Raw genomic sequence first — 17,305 nt, forward strand, 5'->3', positions numbered from 1 at the left:
CGCTGAGTCAGGCCGAACCATTCAGTCCCAGCGTCCGGTTTGCTGACCGGTCATCCATCTTTACCTTCGCTCAATCCCAGCCCGGCTTCGCACCGCGCTGGGATTGAGCACCTGGAACTTCGTCTGGGTTGCCAGCGGTGCGCATGGCGCACCCTACTTGCTGTTGGAGGCGTAGGGTGCGCCGTGCGCACCGGTTGCAGAGCGTGCCTCAGCGCCCGCCGGCGATGTCGATCAGCGCGCCAGTGGTATAGCTGGCCTTTTCACCGAGCAACCAGACGATGGCTTCGGCGACTTCCTCGGCGCGCCCGGCGCGGCCCAGCGGTGTCGCCTTGCCCAGGCGCTCGGCGCGATCCGGCTGGCCACCGCTGGCGTGAATCTCGGTATCGATCAGTCCCGGCCGCACGGCGTTGACCCGCACGCCCTCGCCGCCCAATTCCTTGGCCAGGCCGCGAGTCAGCACGTCCATGGCGCCTTTGGCTCCGGCGTAGTCGACATACTCGAAAGGTGAACCGAGACTGGCGGCCACAGACGACACCAGCACCATCGAACCACCCTCTCCACCACGGCTGCGGGCCATGCGCCGAGCCCCTTCGCGCGCGGTGAGGTAGCTGCCCAGCACATTGACGTCGAACATCCGTTGCAGGCGTTCGCCGCTCATCTCCAGCAGCGACATGGGCGGGGCGACGATGCCGGCATTTACTACCAGGCCGTGCAGCGGGCCGAGCTTGTCCATGGCCTCGAACAGGCGCAGCACATCGTCCTCGTTGGCGACATCGCCAGGCAGCGCAATGGCGTTGCCGCCCATGGCTTCGATCTGCGCCACCACCTCATTGGCGGCTTCGCGGTCGCTGCGGTAGTTGACGCCGACCGTCCAGCCGCCAGCCGCGGCCAGCAGGGCAGTGGCGCGGCCGATGCCGCGGCTGGCACCGGTGATCAGTAGATTCTTGCTCATGGCTGGGCTCCTCGTCTTGTTTGCATTCAGGTTGCCGGCTTTGCAGCGGGCTCGCTAGCGCGGGTTTGTTCCGATGAATGGTAGGTGCCGGTCATTCACGTCTATCCCGGGGGCGGCAGGTATCCAGCAGGTCATTTGCACAACACTTGCTGAACGAATAGTCGACTGAAACCGAGGGATTAAATTTATCGTGATATAAGTTAGTCTTTTTATTCTTTATTGACATATAGCCATGGCGCAGTTGCTGCAACAGGCAAACTCATGCAAGCAGGAGGTGCGATGGAGCACAACATATCTCTCATCACCATGTTGGCCGGTGGCTTCGGTCTGGCTTTGATCTTTGGCTTTGTCGCGGAAAAGCTGAAGCTGCCGGCGTTGGTAGGTTATTTGTTGGCGGGTATCGCACTCGGCCCGGCGACCCCCGGTATGGTCGCGGACATGGAACTGGCCCCGCAGTTGCTGGAAATCGGCGTGATGCTGCTGATGTTCGGCGTCGGTCTGCATTTCTCCCTGAACGATCTGCTGGCAGTGAAGAAGATCGCCCTGCCGGGTGCGGTCGTGCAGATGAGCATGGCCACCGTGCTCGGTCTCGGCGTGGCCAGTTGGTGGGGCTGGACCTTTGGTGAGAGCCTGCTGCTTGGGTTGTCGCTGTCCTGTGCCAGCACCGTGGTGTTGCTCAAGGCATTGGATACGCGCGGTATCACTGATTCGATGAATGGCCGTATCGCCGTCGGCTGGTTGGTGGTGGAAGATCTGGCCACTGTATTGGTGCTGGTACTGCTGCCGCCGCTGGCGGGTATGCTCGGGGGCAAAGTAGTCGGTGTCGATGCCGGTACGCCGCTGTGGCAGGTATTGGGTGGGACCCTCCTGCAGGTGGCGGTCTTCATCGCTCTGATGCTGGTGGTCGGGCGCCGCGTGTTGCCCTGGTTGCTGCTGCAGATCGCCAAGACCGGCTCGCGCGAGCTGTTCACGCTATCGGTCGTCGCCGCTGCTATCGGTATCGCCTACGGCGCCGCTGTTCTGTTTCATGTGTCGTTCGCTCTTGGCGCATTCTTCGCTGGCACGGTGATGCGCGAGTCAGACCTCTCGCACCGTGCGGCCGAGGAGTCGCTGCCGCTGCGCGATGCCTTCTCGGTACTGTTCTTCGTTTCGGTAGGCATGCTGTTCGAGCCGGCCGTGCTGGTCGAAGAGCCGCTGCGCGTTCTAGCCGTGGTGGCCATCATCATCGTCGGCAAGGGCCTGGCAGCGGCGCTGCTGGTTCTGGCTTTCCGTTATCCCTTGAGCACCGCTCTGACCGTGGCGGCGAGCCTGGCGCAGATCGGTGAGTTCTCCTTCATCCTCGCTGGCCTGGGCAAGGATCTGGGCCTGTTGTCGGCCGAGGGCATGAGCCTGGTGCTGGCCGGCGCGCTGATTTCGATTGCGCTCAACCCTCTGGTGTTCGCTTGCATCAAACCGATCAAAGAGCTGGCTCTGCGGCGTTCTGCTCTGGCTCGACGCCTGGAATTTCGCGAAGACCCGCTGGCAGTGCTGCCGGCCAGCACCGAGCGCAGATACCTTGAGGGGCAAGTGGTGGTGGTTGGCTACGGTCGTGTTGGTCGGCGTATCGCCAAGGCCCTGCTTGAGCGTGGCATTCCTTTCGTCGTGGTCGAGCAGAATCGCGAGCGAGTCGAGCAGATCCGTGGTCAGGGCATCGCTGCGGTCAGCGGTGATTCGGCCGAGCCGGGCACGCTGATCCAGGCGCATATCGCCAAGGCGTCGATGCTGGTGATCGCCACGCCCGATCCGCTGAACGTGCAGCGCATGGTCGAAACCGCGCGGGCGTTGAATCCGCAGGTGGAAATCGTGATCCGCACGCACAGCGCCGATGCGATGGAAATCTTCCGCCGCGAAGGTTTTGGCGAGGTGTTCTTCGATGAGGAAGAACTGGCGCGCGGGATGAAGGACCATGTCCTGTCGAAGTTCGCTCCGACTCAGCCGCGCTCAGCGCACAGTCCGGCGCACGGCCACTGAGATCGCGTTGAACGAGCCGCTGCTGGCGCGATCCCGCAGCGGCTTTTTCGTGCGGGCCGGTTATCGGCGAGATGGCTGGGGCGTCGTCCCTGTGCACAAACCACCTGAATATCAGTAGCATCTGCTCCGCTCGTTCGCTGTGAGCGTGCCTCATTACTCGATAAGGAAGTCCCATGACCAAACTGCTGTTCGTATCCCTGCTTGCCGCTGTCTCGAGCGCGAACGTCTTGGCCAGCTCCGCCAAGGTCGACAACCCGGATCAACTGCTCGGCATTTGGGCCATGACGCCGCTGAACAACGGCATCGCCAACGTGGTGGAGTTCAAGGGCGACGGCAAGAGCAACCTGCATCCGTTCAATTGCGCAGAGCCGGGCGAGCAGGAGGTGGAAGTCTCCGACTATCGCCTCAGCGAGGATGGCCAGACCATCCACATCACTTCGCCCTATCAGAGCTTCGATCTGCAGGTCCTGGCTTTCAATGCCAAGACCATGGAGCTGGGCATGGAGATCGAAGGCCTCAAGCTGAATTTCTCCTACGTCAAAGGCGACAAGATCGAGCCGCTGTGCGCTTTGTATCGGTAAGCGATGCCTGACAGAGCCTCTGCCCTGTGATTGCCATGCACCCACAAGGTATGGACCAGGTTGCTGATCCCCCGGTCATCTCTGGGCGCATGACGGCAAGTTGCTTCGGGCGCTAACATGCGCGCCCTTTAGCCTGTTCACACGCCCTCTCATGAAACCCGCACGCCTACGCGCCGACCTGCTGGCCGGCCTGACCTCGTCCTTCGCCCTGGTGCCCGAGTGCATCGCCTTCGCCCTGGTGGCCCAGGTCAACCCGCTGATGGGCCTGTATGGCGCCTTCATCATCTGCACCCTCACCGCCCTGTTCGGTGGCCGACCGGGGATGATCTCCGGCGCGGCCGGCTCGATGGCGGTGGTGATCGTCGCGCTGGTGATACAGCACGGCGTGCAGTATTTGCTGGCCACGGTGCTGCTCGGTGGTCTGATCATGCTGGCGTTCGGTTTGCTGCGCCTGGGCAAGCTGATTCGTATGGTGCCGCACCCGGTGATGCTGGGCTTCGTCAACGGCCTGGCGATCATCATCGCCCTGGCCCAGTTCGAGCACTTCCAGCACGACGGCCACTGGCTGCAAGGCAACGCGTTGTACCTGATGCTCGGGCTGGTGGCGCTGACCATGCTCATCGTCTATCTGCTGCCACGCCTGACCCGCGCCGTGCCGCCTGCGCTGGTCGCAATCCTCGGGATCGGCGCGCTGGTCTACCTGATGGATCTGCCGACTCATACCCTCGGCGACATGGCGCAGATTGCCGGCGGCCTGCCGAGCCTGGTGTGGCCGGACATTCCCTGGAGTCTGCAAACCCTCGTCATCATCGCCCCATACGCCGTGCTGATGGCTCTGGTCGGCCTGCTGGAAACCCTGCTGACCCTGAACCTGACCGACGAAATCACCGCCACGCGCGGCCACCCGGATCGCGAGTGCGTGGCGCTCGGGGTGGCCAACATGACGTCCGGCCTGTTCGGTGGCATGGGCGGCTGCGCGATGATCGGCCAGACCGTGATCAACCTCGGCTCGGGTGGGCGCGGGCGGCTGTCCGGGGTGGTCGCCGGGGTGATGATCCTGCTCTTCGTGCTGTTTCTCTCGCCGCTGATCGAGCGCATCCCGCTGGCCGCGCTGGTCGGCGTGATGTTCGTGGTGGCGCAGCAGACCTTCGCCTGGGGTTCGCTACGTGTCGCCGGCAAGGTGCCGGCCAACGACGTGCTGGTGATCATCGCGGTGACCGCCATCACGGTAGCCACCGACCTGGCAACGGCAGTGCTCTGCGGCATCGTCATCGCTGCGCTCAACTTCGCCTGGCAGCATGCGCGTGAGCTTTACGCCGACAGCGATATGCAGGCCGATGGCAGCAAGCTGTACCGTGTGCATGGCACATTATTCTTCGCCTCCTGTACCACCTTCCTCGCGCAGTTCGAGCCCGCCGACGACCCGCAACAGGTGACTCTCGACTGCCGCCACCTGAGCTTCGTCGACTACTCGGCCATCGCCGCGCTGAAAACCCTGCGCGAGCGCTACGAGCGCGCCGGCAAGCACCTGCGCGTGGTGCACCTGTCCGAGCGTTGCAAGCAGTTGCTCAAGCGTGCGGGCGAGTAGAGTCGCCTTCGCCGTTGCGGTGCGTAAGCATCGGGCGGCGCCATCTGCAGCCCTGCGGATTCTGTTGAAAGAGCCTTGAGCAGTCCTATTTTGGGACTTATCATTCCCTAACTGGGACTCAATGGATCTTCTATGCCAACTCTTTCATTAAGCGAGACGCTGTTCACGGGCACACAGCGTAAGGTGTTGGGGCTGCTTTACGGCAATCCAGAGCAGAGCTTCTATGCCAATGAAATCGCCCGCTATGCACAGGTAGGTAAAGGCAGCCTGATGCGTGAGCTGGAGCGGTTGCAGCAGGTGGGCATCCTGACCATGAGCCGCCACGGCAACCAGACCCATTACCAGGCCAACCGGAAATGTCCGATCTACGTCGAGTTGCAAGGCATCGTGCGCAAGACATTTGGAATCGGTGCGCCGCTGCGTGACGCGCTCGCACCGCTGGCCGGGAAACTGACGTGGGCGTTCGTCTATGGTTCGCTGGCCAAAGGCAGTGAACATGCTGGCAGCGATATCGATCTGATGCTTATCGGCGACGGCCTCAGCTATGCCGAAGTGATGGAGCTTTTGCTGTCGGTCGAGGCGCAACTAGGGCGCACCATCAACCCGACGCTGTACACTCCAGACGAGTGGAAGGCCAGGAAAGCCGCTGGTAACAGCTTCGTGCTGCGTGTGGCGCAGCAGGGCAAGATCGAGCTGATTGGCCACGATCCGGAAGGAACCGAACATGGGCAATAACGACAATCTGGAAAACCTGTTGCGCACGGGTAGCCTCAAGGCCGAACCGCCAGACTGCAAGGAATGTGAAGGACTGCTGCGTTCGGCTATTGATCGCCTGCAGGATGCTCATACACCCTCGCTGTCATTCGCCAGCCGCTTCGACCTTGCCTACAACGCCGCACATGCACATGCACTGGCACTGACTGCATTGCGCCTCCAAGGTTATCGCTCCGACCGCCGCTACTTGGTATTCCAATGCCTGGCGCACACGCTCTCCGTCAGCAAGGCACAAGTGCGCCTGTTTGCGCTGTGCCATGAGCGACGCAATCTGGCAGAGTACGAAGGGTATATGGACATAGATGAACCGCTGCTGGCTGAGTTGGTTGCGGCGACTGATGCGCTTTTGCTTGAGGTACAAAAAGCTATGGCGATGGCTTGGTCTACGTGAGCGCATAGGATGGGGTGAGCCTCGCGAAACCCAATAGTCAATTTCCGGGGTATCGCTGTCCTCAATCCAGGTCACCGAGTTATTGGCTACGACATGCCCATGAAAAAGCCGCTGACGGGTCGCTCCGCCAGCGGCTTTTTAACTTGCCAGAGATGCGATCAGCGCCGCGCGCCACGTACCCCTTCGGCCAGTTCGCGGCACAGGCCGAGTACGCCGTCGATGGCCTGTTGCGGGCTTTGCGCTTCGGCGATCTTGTCGATAAGAGCGGAGCCGACCACCGCGCCCTCGGCGCGCCTGGCCACTTCGGCGGCGTGCTCCGGGGTGCGGATGCCGAAGCCAATGCACAGCGGCAGGTCGGTGTGACGACGCAGGCGCGCCACGGCTTCCTCGACGTGATCCATGGTCGCCGCACCGGCGCCAGTCACGCCCGCTACCGACACGTAGTAGACAAAGCCGGAGCTGCCAGCCAGTACGGTGGGCAGGCGGTCGTCGTCGGTGGTCGGGGTGGTCAGGCGGATGAAGTCGATGCCTGCGCTCTGCGCCGGCTCGCACAGTTCGTCGTTGTGCTCTGGCGGCAGGTCGACCACGATCAGGCCGTCGACGCCAGCGGCCTTGGCGTCAGCGATGAAGCGCTCGACGCCGTAGACGAAGATCGGGTTGTAGTAGCCCATCAGCACCAGCGGCGTGCTCTGGTTGCTGGTGCGAAATTCGCGAACCATCTGCAGCGTCTGCTGCATGCCCTGCTTGCCGGCCAGCGCGCGGATGTTGGCGAGCTGGATAGCCGGGCCGTCGGCCATCGGGTCGGTGAAGGGCATACCCAGCTCGATCACGTCGGCGCCGGCGTCCGGCAGGCCCTTGAGGATGCTCAGCGAGGTGGCGTAGTCGGGGTCACCGGCGGTGATGAAGGTCACCAGTGCGGCGCGGTTTTCCTGCTTGAGTTCGGCGAAACGGTTCTGCAGGCGGCTCATGCGTGCTTCTCCTGGTTGTCCTGCATGTGGTGCATCACGGTCTGCATGTCCTTGTCGCCACGACCGGACAGGTTGATCACCATCAGGTGATCCTTGGGCAGCCTGGGTGCGCGCTTGAAGGCTTCGGCCAGCGCGTGGGCGCTTTCCAGGGCCGGGATGATGCCTTCCAGGCGGCAGCACTGGTGGAAGGCTTCGAGGGCCTCGTCATCGCTGATCGGCACGTATTCGACGCGCTTGATCTCGTGCAACCAGGCGTGTTCCGGGCCGACGCCCGGGTAGTCGAGGCCGGCGGAAATCGAGTGGGCGTCGGTGATCTGGCCGTCGTCATCCTGCAACAGGAAGGTACGGTTGCCGTGCAGCACGCCCGGTGCGCCGCCAGCCATGCTCGCCGCATGCTTGCCGGTGTCGATGCCGTGGCCGGCCGCCTCGACGCCGACGATCTGCACGCCGCTGTCGTCGAGGAAGGGGTGGAACAGGCCGATGGCGTTGGAGCCGCCGCCGATGCAGGCCACCAGCGAGTCGGGCAGGCGCCCTTCCTTGTCGAGGATCTGCTCACGCACTTCGTTACCGATCACCGACTGGAAGTCGCGCACCATGGCCGGATACGGATGTGGGCCGGCGGCAGTGCCGATCAGGTAGAAGGTGTTGTGGACGTTGGTCACCCAGTCGCGCAGGGCTTCGTTCATGGCGTCCTTGAGGGTGCCGGTGCCGGCAGTGACCGGGATCACCTCGGCGCCGAGCAGCTTCATGCGGAAGACGTTGGCCTGCTGGCGGTCGATGTCGGTGGTGCCCATGTACACCACGCACTGCATGCCGAAACGTGCAGCCACGGTGGCGGTGGCCACGCCATGCATGCCAGCGCCGGTCTCGGCGATGATGCGCTGCTTGCCCATGCGCTTGGCCAGCAGGATCTGGCCGATGCAGTTGTTGATCTTGTGCGCGCCGGTGTGGTTCAGGTCTTCGCGCTTGAGGTAGATCTTCGCTCCGCCGAAGTGCTCGGAGAGGCGCTCGGCGTAGTACAGCGGGCTGGCACGGCCGATGTAGTCGCGCTGGAAGTAGGCGAGTTCTTCGAGGAAGGCTGGATCGCTCTTGGCCTTCTCGTATTCGGCGGCCAGTGAGTTGATCAGCGGCATCAGGGTTTCGGCGACGAACTGGCCGCCGAAGCGACCGAACAGGCCGCGAGCGTCGGGGCCGGTGCGAAAGGAATTCTGTGAACCAGGCATGGCTGTCATCCGTTGGTTGGTCAGACAATGGAGGTAGCTTAAGGCTTGAAGGGGGTAGATAAAAACTGATTAATTTGCTTAAACATGTGATTTTTTCTGACATATTAATCATGGATGAATAGCATGAATGATCGCTGGTTATGGACTTTTCCTGTGGTAGGCGCTTTTCTTATTGCCATCGCATTGGTTCTACAAAATCACAGATGGAATGAAGAGGAACGCATGGTGCGAACGACTGGCAGTGTGGTGGCGTTGATGGGCCGGGGCTGCCCTCTCGTCGAATTCTTTCCCCGCCCGGGGGAGCGCATTACCTTTACGGGCGAGGTCTGCAGTCGGCCTGGCTATGCCGAAGGCGACACGGTCGAATTGTTCTACGACCCCCTGGAGCCGCAGCACGCGCATATCGATAGCTTCCTGCAGAACTGGTTCATCAGCCTGATACTGGGTGCCATTGGTTTGTTCTTCACGTTGATCGGGCTGGTGCTGTTAATACCGGAGGCGCTGGTCGACAGCCGGCGCAAACGGCTCAAACTAAAGGCCAGGCCGTACAGGCACAGTTCGTGGAAATCCGGCGCAACCCGTTTTCCACCTTCAACAATGTGCCGGCCTGGCAATTGGTCTGTCAGTGGTGCAACCCGAGTACCGGCGAAGTACATCTGTTCTACAGCGAAGACCTGTGGTTCGACCCGCAGCCGTTTATCGGGAATGAATTTCTGCAGGTAATGGTCGACCCCAATGACCCTCGACGTTACAGCGTCGATACCAGCTTCCTTCCGCGCCTTGCAGATTGATGACATGAATCGAGATCTGCCCCCGCTAAACGCCCTGCGCGCCTTCGAGGCCGCCGCCCGCCTGCAGAGTGTGAGTCGTGCGGGTGAGGAGCTGCATGTCACCCATGGTGCGATCAGTCGGCAGATTCGTGCGCTGGAAGAACAGCTCGGCGTCAGTTTGTTTGACAAGGACGGTCGTGGGGTGAAGCTCACCGATGCCGGCATGCGTTTGCGCGATGCTGCCGGCGACGCCTTCGAGCGCCTGCGTGGGGTCTGCGCCGAGCTCCGGCAACGCCAGGACGATGCGCCCTTCGTCCTCGCTTGCCCCGGTAGCCTGCTGGCACGCTGGTTTATCCCACGCCTGGATCGCCTCAATCGCGAGCTGCCGGAGCTGCGCCTGCAGCTATCGGCCAGTGAGGGCGAGCTGGACCCGCGCCGCCCCGGGGTGGACGCCACCCTGTGCTTCGCCGCGCCGCCCTGGCCGGCGGACATGCAGGTGCATGAGCTCGATATCGAACGGATCGGGCCAGTGCTCAGTCCGCGCTTTGCCGGCTATGCGCGCTTGCGCGATGCGCCCGCTGCGGCGCTGCTCGAGGAACCGTTGCTGCACACCGCTTCGCGCCCCCAGGCCTGGCCGCAGTGGGCCGCGGCGCAGGGCCTGGAGCCGGCGCGGCTGCAACAGGGCCAGGGTTTCGAGCATCTCTACTACCTGCTGGAGGCGGCCGCCGCCGGCCTGGGCGTGGCCATCGCGCCGCAGCCGCTGGTGGCCGACGACCTGGCCGCCGGCCGCCTGGTCGCGCCCTGGGGCTTCGTCGAAACCGCTGCGCGGCTGGCGCTCTGGGTGCCTGGTCGCGCCCGCGATCCGCGCGCCGAACGTCTGGCCGAGTGGCTACGCGCGGAGCTGGGTAGCGAGAGCTTCTCGGGCTGAGCTCACTGCTCCTTCAGCCGCAGCGCCAGCTTATCCACCGTTGCAGGGTATGGCGCCGGGCTGGTGGAAGACGCTTTGTGGCCTTCCACGGGTGGCCAGTCACCTTCTTTACGGCTTGCTTGGCGTCGCCATATTGTTCTGAGCCCGGCAAGCCATCTCAGTAGGTGTAACGCAGGGTCAGGCTGAAGTTGCGCGGGTCGCCGTAATGCAGGCCGCCCCAGTTGTTGGAGGTTGGCAGCGACTGGTAGTAGCTCCTGTCCAGGACGTTGTTGAGGTTGTACTGCACGCTGAACTGATGGTTGATCTGATAGTTGGCGTACAGGTTGAGCAGCGTGTAGCCGCCCTGCTCGATGGTGTATGAGGTGACGTCGGCAGCGGTATGGTTTTGCGCATAGACGTCGCCCCCTACGCGCCACTTCTCCAGCACGCCGGGCAGGCGGTAGTTGGTCGACACCTTCAGCAAGCGGCGTGGGATGCGCCGGTAGTAGTCTGACCCCTTGCTCGCACCCCCGACATACTCGGGGTCGCTGTAGGTGTAGTCGGCACTGACGTTCCAGCCTTCGAGCGGCTCGCCGGAAATGTCCAGCTCGAAGCCGCGGTTACGCACCTTGGCCCCTTCTTCATAGCATCTGCTCGTTCCGGTCACACCGCAGGTTGGGGCCGCCACCTGTGCCTCTGGCATGTTCAGCAGGTCGGTCTGGAACAGCGCGACGGCGGTGTTGAGGCGGCCGCCGAAATATTCACCCTTGAGCCCCAATTCGTAGTTTTCACCCTCGATCGGATTGAGCAGCGTGTCGCCCACGCTGTAATAGCTCTGGGTCTTGTAGATCTCGGTGTAGCTGGCGTACAGAGAGTGGTTTTGTTCGAGGTCGTACACCACGCCTGCATAGGGAATCAGGCGTCCGTCCTCCTTGTACTGGTCATGCACGTAGGGGCTGTCTACCTTGTAGTCGGACCAGCTGGCGCGGCTGCCGATGATCAGGCTCAGGTCGTCGCTGAGGCTGAAGCGCGAGGCGGCATACAGGCCGCGCTCCTTGCGCACGTAGGCGTAGTCGGACTGGGCGGCGTTGAGGTTGGGTGCGGGAATTGCGCTGTGATCGAAATCGGTGATGTCGATGGTCGGCGTGTTGCTGGCGGTGTGGATGCCCACGTCGAACTCGTCCTTGCGATCATTGGCGCCCAGCATCAGCTGGTGTTTGCGACCGAACAGTTCGAAGGGGCCGGTAGCGTACAGATCGACGCCCATTTGGCGATCCTTGTAGTCGGCCTGGGACACCACCAGCCGGTAGTTGTCGCCGCTGGTGCGCGCCGGGTACGAGGAGAGGAAGCCAGCGTCGGACCAGATCGAGTTCAGTGCCAGGGTCAGCTTCCACTCGTTGGCGAAGTGGTGGGTGATGTCGCCGAACAGGGTGTAGTTGTTGCGATCCAGATAGGCCCATTCGCCGGCCAAGTTGGTCGAGCGCGACAGCGGATAGAACGAGCCGTCGGCACGGGTATTCAGGCCGCCCCAGTCGTAACCGTTGCTGTTGTCCTTCTGCGCGCTGGCGCCCAGGGTGAGCACGGTGGAGTCGTTCAGGTCGGCTTCGCCGATCATGTACAGCAGCTGGTTGTCGTTCTCCGAGCCATCGCGGTAGCTGTTGGCGTTGTTGTAGTAGGCCACTGCCCGGCCACGGATGTTGCCGCTGTCGGTGAGTGGGCCAGACACATCGATCTGGCTGCGGTAGTTGTCCCAGGAGCCGGCACCCAGTTCAGCGCCCAGGCGGAAGTCCTCCGTCGGCCGCTTGCGCACCAGATTGATGGTCGCGGAGGGGTTTCCGGTGCCTTGCAGTAAACCGTTGGCGCCACGCACGATTTCGACGCGGTCGTAGATCGCCATGTTCGCCGTGGACATGACGTCCATCGAGTAGTTTTCCGAGATGTTGCTCGGAATGCCGTCGAATTGCAGGTCGCTGACCTCGAAGCCGCGCGAGTAGTAGGTGGAGCGCCCGGTACCGATCTTGGTGTAGGTGATGCCGGTGGTGGTGCGCGCCGCATCGTCCAGCGACTGGACATTCTGGTCGTCCATCTTCTGCCGCGTCAGTACGGTGACCGACTGCGGTGTTTCGCGCAGGCTCATGGCCATCTTGGTCGCGGTGTTGCTTGAGCCGGTGGTGTAGGAGCCGGTGCCCTCGGTGGTGGCGCCAAGCCGAGTACCAGTCACCGTGGTTGCCGCCAACTCCAGCGCATCGCCGCCTTGCACCGCTACGGCCAACGCATAATTGCCGCCCTGGTTGAGGGGGCGCAGACCGGTGCCGGCCAGCAGCAGGGGGAAGCCTTCCTCCACCGAGTAACTGCCATTGAGCCCCGGGCTGCGTTTACCGGCCGTAAGTTGTGCATCGACGGACAGCAGAATGCCGGCTTCGCTCGCAAAACGGTTTAGCGCCTGATCCAGCGGGCCGGCGGGGATGGCGTAGGCACGTACCTGCTCGCTGGCAGCCGGCTGGGCCTGGACGATGGGCGTGGCGAGGAGCAGCGGAGTGCCGGCCAGCAGGCCGGCGAACAGGGCGTGGCGAACCGCGAGGCTAAGCCGGGAATGGGTCGAAGTGGGCAGATGCGGCATTCTGGATAATCCTCTTGAGAATGCTTCTTTGTTAGTTTCAAGAGGTATCCCGGACGACCCGGCAAAACCGACAAGGGTCTGCAGAAATCTTTTCAATCGCCTTCAGCACTTAAGCAGGCACTTGTGAGAGGCGCTTCAGGCCCGTAACGGTCGCGGCTAAAGCCCCTCCCACGGTTGCGCTGTCTCCGGGGAAGGCTTCTACGCCGGCCCTACCGTGACCCAGTAGCGCGTCAGGCTGTGCACCCTGACCGGCAGCGACTGCTGCAGCGCCGTCAGCACCCGGTCGGTGTCGGCCAGGGGGAATACGCCAGTCAGCGGCAGGCTGGCGACTGCCGGGTCGCAGCGCAACACACCAGGGCGATGGCGTGACAGCTCAGCGATAAACTGGCCCAGTGGCATGCGCTCAGCGATCAAGCGGCTGTCGTTCCAAGCGATGGCGTTGGCGTTTGCCGGAGCAACCTCACCCAGGCGCGTGGCGGAGAACCAGCGACTTTGTCCGGCTTGCAGGCGCACTGGCGGTGCATGCCGTGGACGCAATTCCAGCTGGCCCTCGAACAGTTCGACCTGGCTGCCGCCGCCCTGCTGGTACACCGAGAAGCGTGTGCCCAGCGCCTGGATCTCCCCGGCGGCGGTTTCCACGATCAGCGGACGATGGGTCGCATCGTGGCCGCTGTCGAGCAGCAGTTCGCCGTCGAGCAAGCGGATGCGTCGCTCGCTCGCGCCGAACAGGATGTCCACCGCGCTGCCGCTGTTCAGGCTCAGTCGACTGCCATCCGGCAAGGTGCGTTGCAGGCGTTCGCCGGTGCCGCTGCGCAGGTCGGCCATGACCTCGCGCCAGGGCAGTTGCGAGTGGGCGAGAAAACCGCTGCCGCCGGTTACCAGTAGCGCTCCGAGCAGTTTGAGTGCCTGCCGCCTGCGTGCATCGGGCATTTCACGCAAGACGGCGCGGGCGGTGTCGCTCGGTACGCCGGTCAGGGTGCTTTGCAGTTGCTCCAGGCGCTGCCAGGCACGGTTGTGCTCCGGGTCGGCGGCCTGCCACTCGGTAAAACGGCGCTGCTGTTCATCATCCAGTTCGCCGCCCCAGCGCAGCATCAGCCAGTGGCTGGCCTGCTCGACGATGGCGGGAGCGATGGGCGCGTCCTGGGCGGTTTTCATTCGGCGTAGAGCACCTGATAGCAGGCGGCGATGGCGCGCAGCATGTACTTCTGCACCGAGCTGACGCTGACTTCGAGGCGCTCGGCGATCTGTGGATAAGTCAGCCCCTCGAACTGCGACAGTAGGAAGGCCTCGCGCACCTTGGCCGGCATGCCGTCGAGCATGGCGTCGATCTGCATCAGGGTTTCGATGACCATGGCACGGGTCTCCAGCGACGGGGTTTCCGGTTCCGGCAGAGCGGCGAGGCTTTCCAGATAGGCCTGTTCAATACGCTGACGGCGCCACTGGTCGATGATCAGGTTGCGGGCGATCTGCGCGAGGAAGCGGCGGCCTTCGCCGTGTTGCGGCATGCGCCGTGTTACCAGCAGGCGGAGGAAGGTGTCCTGGGCAATATCGGCGGCCCGTTCACGATCGCCCAGGCGGCGGCGTAGCCAGCCTTGCAGCCAACCATGGTGATTGTTGTAAAGCCTGTGTACGTCATCGTGCAGCGATGAAGGCGGCAGAACGCTGGACACCCGAAACTCCCTGGCGCGCCGATGCAGATAAGAATTGATCGCGATTGCATGGAGGCGCCACGGGTTTGGGAACAGCTGCAGTGAGAATTGGCTGAATATTCGGACGGCTGCGCCAGGGCGCTGTGGGTGGTTTCTCTCGTATAGCGCACGGGCGCGGAGCGCCCTGGGCTTCGTTCCCACGCAGAGCGTGGGAACGATCGACGATCAATACTCGTCAGTCGATGCCTCTACGGCTCAGAACTCCGGCGTGTACTGGACGCTAAACATCACGTTGCGCGGCTCGCCATAGTAGTTGTTGTAGTCGATGGTGCTGTACGCAGGCACGTAGTACTTCTTGTCGAGCAGGTTGTTCAGGTTGGCTGCCACGCTGATCTCGTCGCTGACCTTGTAGGCCACCCGCGCATCCCAGACGGTGTAACCGGGCAGGTCGAACACATGGTCATAGGACGTGGTGCCGCTGACGGCCGTGGTACCCAGACCCACCGAGGTGCGGCTCCAGTCACCTGGCAAGGTGTAGTCAGCCCACAGCTTGAGCTGGTGCTTGGGCGTCCAGGTACTGAAGACCTTGTCCTTGTAGGTGCCGTCTTCCAGATAGCGGGTGGTGTTGAAGACGTAACCGGCCATCACCTGCAGGCCGCTCAGCACTTCACCGCTGATCTGCGCTTCCAGGCCCTGGCTGCGCACCTTGCCCGACGCCGTCGAGCAGTACCAGCCGTTGCAATCCATCGGTCCGTTACGGTTTTGCACGGCACGGTTTTCATGGTCGTAACGGAACAGGGCGATCGAGGTGTTTACGGCGCCGTCCAGCAGTTCGCCCTTGAGTCCCAGCTCGTAGTTAGTGCCAATGATCGGCTCGACCACCGAGGTCGGCGAGGCGAGTGTGCTCTGCGGCTGGAACACATCGGTGTAGCTGGCGTACACCGACCACTGCTGATCCAGTTCATAGACCAGGCCCGCGTAGGGCGAGACCTTGCCGGTGCTCTTGGTGGTGGTTTCGCTGGGATTGCTGCCGTCGAAGTTTTCCGACCCGTAGCTGTAGTCGTACCAGCTGACGCGGGCGCCCACGATCAGTTTCAGTGGATCGGTCAGGTTGATCGACCAGCGCGAGTAGAGGCCTTTCTGCTCCACCTCATACTGGGGCGTTTCTCCATGGCCACGATTGGCCAGGTCGTAGATGTTCGGCATCGGCCGGTGATGGTCGACGTTGGACGAATCGGCACCGAAGGTGGGCGCGCGCGCCCAGCGGTCGTCGGTGTTGATGCGCGAGTAGTTGGCGCCCAGCAGGAAGGTCTGCTCGAAACCGAAGCCGGTGAAATCACCATCCAGGTAGAGATCGAGGCCCTTGCTGTGGGTAGTGAAGTCGGTGCTCCAGTCGATGTAGGTGTTGTCGGTCGAGCCGTTGGTCGGCAAGGCATCCCACAGGGCCTGGTAGGTGGCGCCGTTATGTTCGCTCATGTAGACGCTGGCGGCCTTGACCTGCCAGTTGTCGTTGAGGCGATAGGCGGCATCGAGAAAGACGCTGGTCTGGTCGTTGTTGGAGCGGTTCCAGTCGGCACCGACGTAGGTCGAACGCGACCAATCCGGGTCGCTGCCATTGGCGTAGCGTGGCAGACCGAGCATTGCCGGGCGCGCGTGGCCTTTCTGGTTGGCCACGCCGACGCCCACGGTTAGATCCGGGGTGAAGTCGTAGTCCACTGCGGCATAGACCGTCTGGTTCCAGCCCCCCACATAGTCGATGAAGGAGTCGCTGTCGTTGTAGCTGACCACGGTACGACCACGCAGCGTGCCGCTGTCGTTCAGTGGCCCGCCAGCATCCACCTGAAGACCATAGCGATCCCATGAGCCCGCCTTGCCGGTAAGAGTGGCTGCGGCCTGCTGCTGGCCACGCTTGCGCACCAGGTTCATCGCGCCGCCCGGGCTATCGCCGCCTTGCAACAGCGCAGCTGGGCCACGCAGTACCTCGACACGATCGTAAAAACCAAGGTCTTCGGTAAGGTAGCTCCCTAGCGAGTAGGTGTTGCGCGGGATCGGCACGCCGTCGTACTGCAAGGTGTCGATGCTGAAACCACGGGAGTAGATGAACAGACCCGAACCCGGTGAGCGGGTCGCGGTAAGTCCTGGGGTGCGGCTGACCAGTTCGGAGATCGTCTGGGTGTTCTGATCATCCATTTGCTTGCGGGTCATCACGGTAATCGACTGTGGGATGTCCTTCAGGCGTTGCACGCCTTTGCCCAGCGACACGGCATTGGAGGTGTAGGAGCCGCTGGCTTCGGTGGTTGCGCTCAGTTGAGCGGCATTCACGGTCATGGCGCCGAGCTCCAGTGCGTCGGCGTTATCTGCTTTGGGCTGCACGCTCAAATTGCCACCGGCAGTCACCACCAATTGCAGCCCACTGCCTGCCAACGCCTGTTGCATGGCCTGCTGGGCGGTCATCGAACCGCGTACGGCAGACGCCCGTTTGCCGCTGACCAGTTGCGGATCGAGAGAGATCACCTGGCCACTTTGGCGGGCAATGGCGTTGAGCGTTTCGCCCAGGCTGGCGGCGGCTAGATCGAAGGTCAGCACCTGCTGTTGCACGGTAGATTCGGCATGAGCAATGGCAAGCGGCAGGCCGGAGGAAAGCGCGACTGCCAGGGCGAGTGGCCAGGGTTTGAGCACGGAAATTCTCCTGAATATGTGTGTCGTCAGGAGAGAGGTGCCGCGAAATATGAAAACCGGACACGGATGCGAAGAGTTTTCATTCTTTTCCCGGGCTGATCATGAGGTCTGTATTCACATTCGTGGACAAGTCGGCGATCTGCTTGCGCCACCGCCGTCTGGATCGATCATCCGGCAACCGCTTCAGCACCTT

General features: G+C 62.8%; 14 protein-coding genes. 7 read left to right on the plus strand and 7 right to left on the minus strand.

Annotated features, from left to right (window positions below; translation table 11 throughout):
* Window positions 1-208: 208 nt before the first annotated feature.
* Window positions 209-952 (minus strand): SDR family oxidoreductase, encoded by a 744-nt coding sequence (locus INS93_RS20955; RefSeq protein WP_192985382.1) that lies wholly within the window; start codon window positions 950-952, stop codon window positions 209-211.
* Between the two features lie 279 nt (window positions 953-1,231).
* On the opposite strand from INS93_RS20955, the gene ybaL reads away from it, so the two are divergent.
* The 5 genes from ybaL (at window position 1,232) to INS93_RS20980 (ending at window position 6,296) form a co-directional block, all read left to right on the plus strand.
* The gene (gene ybaL, locus INS93_RS20960; protein WP_192985383.1) at window positions 1,232-2,962 is read left to right on the plus strand and encodes a YbaL family putative K(+) efflux transporter; all 1,731 of its coding nucleotides are present in this window, start codon (window positions 1,232-1,234) and stop codon (window positions 2,960-2,962) included.
* Window positions 2,963-3,135: 173 nt separating this feature from the next.
* On the plus strand, window positions 3,136-3,543 hold the full coding sequence (locus INS93_RS20965; protein ID WP_192985384.1) for a hypothetical protein: 408 nt from the start codon (window positions 3,136-3,138) through the stop codon (window positions 3,541-3,543).
* 151 nt (window positions 3,544-3,694) lie between these two features.
* Window positions 3,695-5,131: a SulP family inorganic anion transporter gene (locus INS93_RS20970; protein ID WP_192985385.1), complete on the plus strand. Its 1,437-nt coding sequence runs from the start codon at window positions 3,695-3,697 to the stop codon at window positions 5,129-5,131.
* A 132-nt stretch (window positions 5,132-5,263) separates the two neighbouring features.
* Window positions 5,264-5,866, plus strand: coding sequence for a nucleotidyltransferase domain-containing protein (locus tag INS93_RS20975; RefSeq protein ID WP_192985386.1), 603 nt, complete (start codon window positions 5,264-5,266; stop codon window positions 5,864-5,866).
* A complete protein-coding gene (locus INS93_RS20980; protein ID WP_192985387.1) occupies window positions 5,856-6,296 on the plus strand; it encodes a hypothetical protein in 441 nt (146 codons plus the stop codon). The genes INS93_RS20975 and INS93_RS20980 overlap by 11 nt, the downstream gene beginning before the upstream one ends.
* 158 nt (window positions 6,297-6,454) lie before the next feature.
* Here the strand turns inward: INS93_RS20980 and trpA are convergent, their stop codons facing one another.
* Both trpA and trpB read right to left on the minus strand, forming a co-directional pair.
* Complete coding sequence (trpA, locus tag INS93_RS20985) at window positions 6,455-7,264, minus strand: tryptophan synthase subunit alpha (RefSeq protein WP_192985388.1); 810 nt, start codon at window positions 7,262-7,264, stop codon at window positions 6,455-6,457.
* Window positions 7,261-8,487 carry a tryptophan synthase subunit beta gene (gene trpB / locus INS93_RS20990; RefSeq protein ID WP_192985389.1) on the minus strand — a complete coding sequence of 409 codons (1,227 nt, stop codon included), beginning with the start codon at window positions 8,485-8,487 and terminating at the stop codon, window positions 7,261-7,263. The genes trpA and trpB overlap by 4 nt, the downstream gene beginning before the upstream one ends.
* Before the next feature lie 123 nt (window positions 8,488-8,610).
* On the opposite strand from trpB, the gene INS93_RS20995 reads away from it, so the two are divergent.
* Entirely contained in the window at window positions 8,611-9,210 is a 600-nt protein-coding gene (locus INS93_RS20995; RefSeq protein WP_192985390.1) for a DUF3592 domain-containing protein, read from the plus strand.
* Between the two features lie 72 nt (window positions 9,211-9,282).
* On the plus strand, window positions 9,283-10,185 hold the full coding sequence (locus INS93_RS21000) for a LysR family transcriptional regulator (protein WP_192985391.1): 903 nt from the start codon (window positions 9,283-9,285) through the stop codon (window positions 10,183-10,185).
* 157 nt (window positions 10,186-10,342) lie between these two features.
* Here the strand turns inward: INS93_RS21000 and INS93_RS21005 are convergent, their stop codons facing one another.
* The 4 genes from INS93_RS21005 to INS93_RS21020 all read right to left on the minus strand — a co-directional run bounded on the left by INS93_RS21005 (window position 10,343) and on the right by INS93_RS21020 (window position 17,112).
* Window positions 10,343-12,784 carry a TonB-dependent receptor gene (locus tag INS93_RS21005; protein WP_192985392.1) on the minus strand — a complete coding sequence of 814 codons (2,442 nt, stop codon included), beginning with the start codon at window positions 12,782-12,784 and terminating at the stop codon, window positions 10,343-10,345.
* 198 nt (window positions 12,785-12,982) lie between these two features.
* Complete coding sequence (locus INS93_RS21010; protein WP_192985393.1) at window positions 12,983-13,939, minus strand: FecR domain-containing protein; 957 nt, start codon at window positions 13,937-13,939, stop codon at window positions 12,983-12,985.
* The gene (locus INS93_RS21015) at window positions 13,936-14,454 is read right to left on the minus strand and encodes a sigma-70 family RNA polymerase sigma factor (RefSeq protein ID WP_160018596.1); all 519 of its coding nucleotides are present in this window, start codon (window positions 14,452-14,454) and stop codon (window positions 13,936-13,938) included. Before INS93_RS21015 ends, INS93_RS21010 begins: the two co-directional genes overlap by 4 nt.
* A 234-nt stretch (window positions 14,455-14,688) precedes the next feature.
* On the minus strand, window positions 14,689-17,112 hold the full coding sequence (locus INS93_RS21020; RefSeq protein WP_192985394.1) for a TonB-dependent siderophore receptor: 2,424 nt from the start codon (window positions 17,110-17,112) through the stop codon (window positions 14,689-14,691).
* Window positions 17,113-17,305: the final 193 nt, after the last annotated feature.

The organism is Pseudomonas sp. EggHat1 (genome assembly GCF_014892995.1).
Classification (GTDB): Bacteria; Pseudomonadota; Gammaproteobacteria; order Pseudomonadales; family Pseudomonadaceae; genus Aquipseudomonas; species Aquipseudomonas chaetocerotis.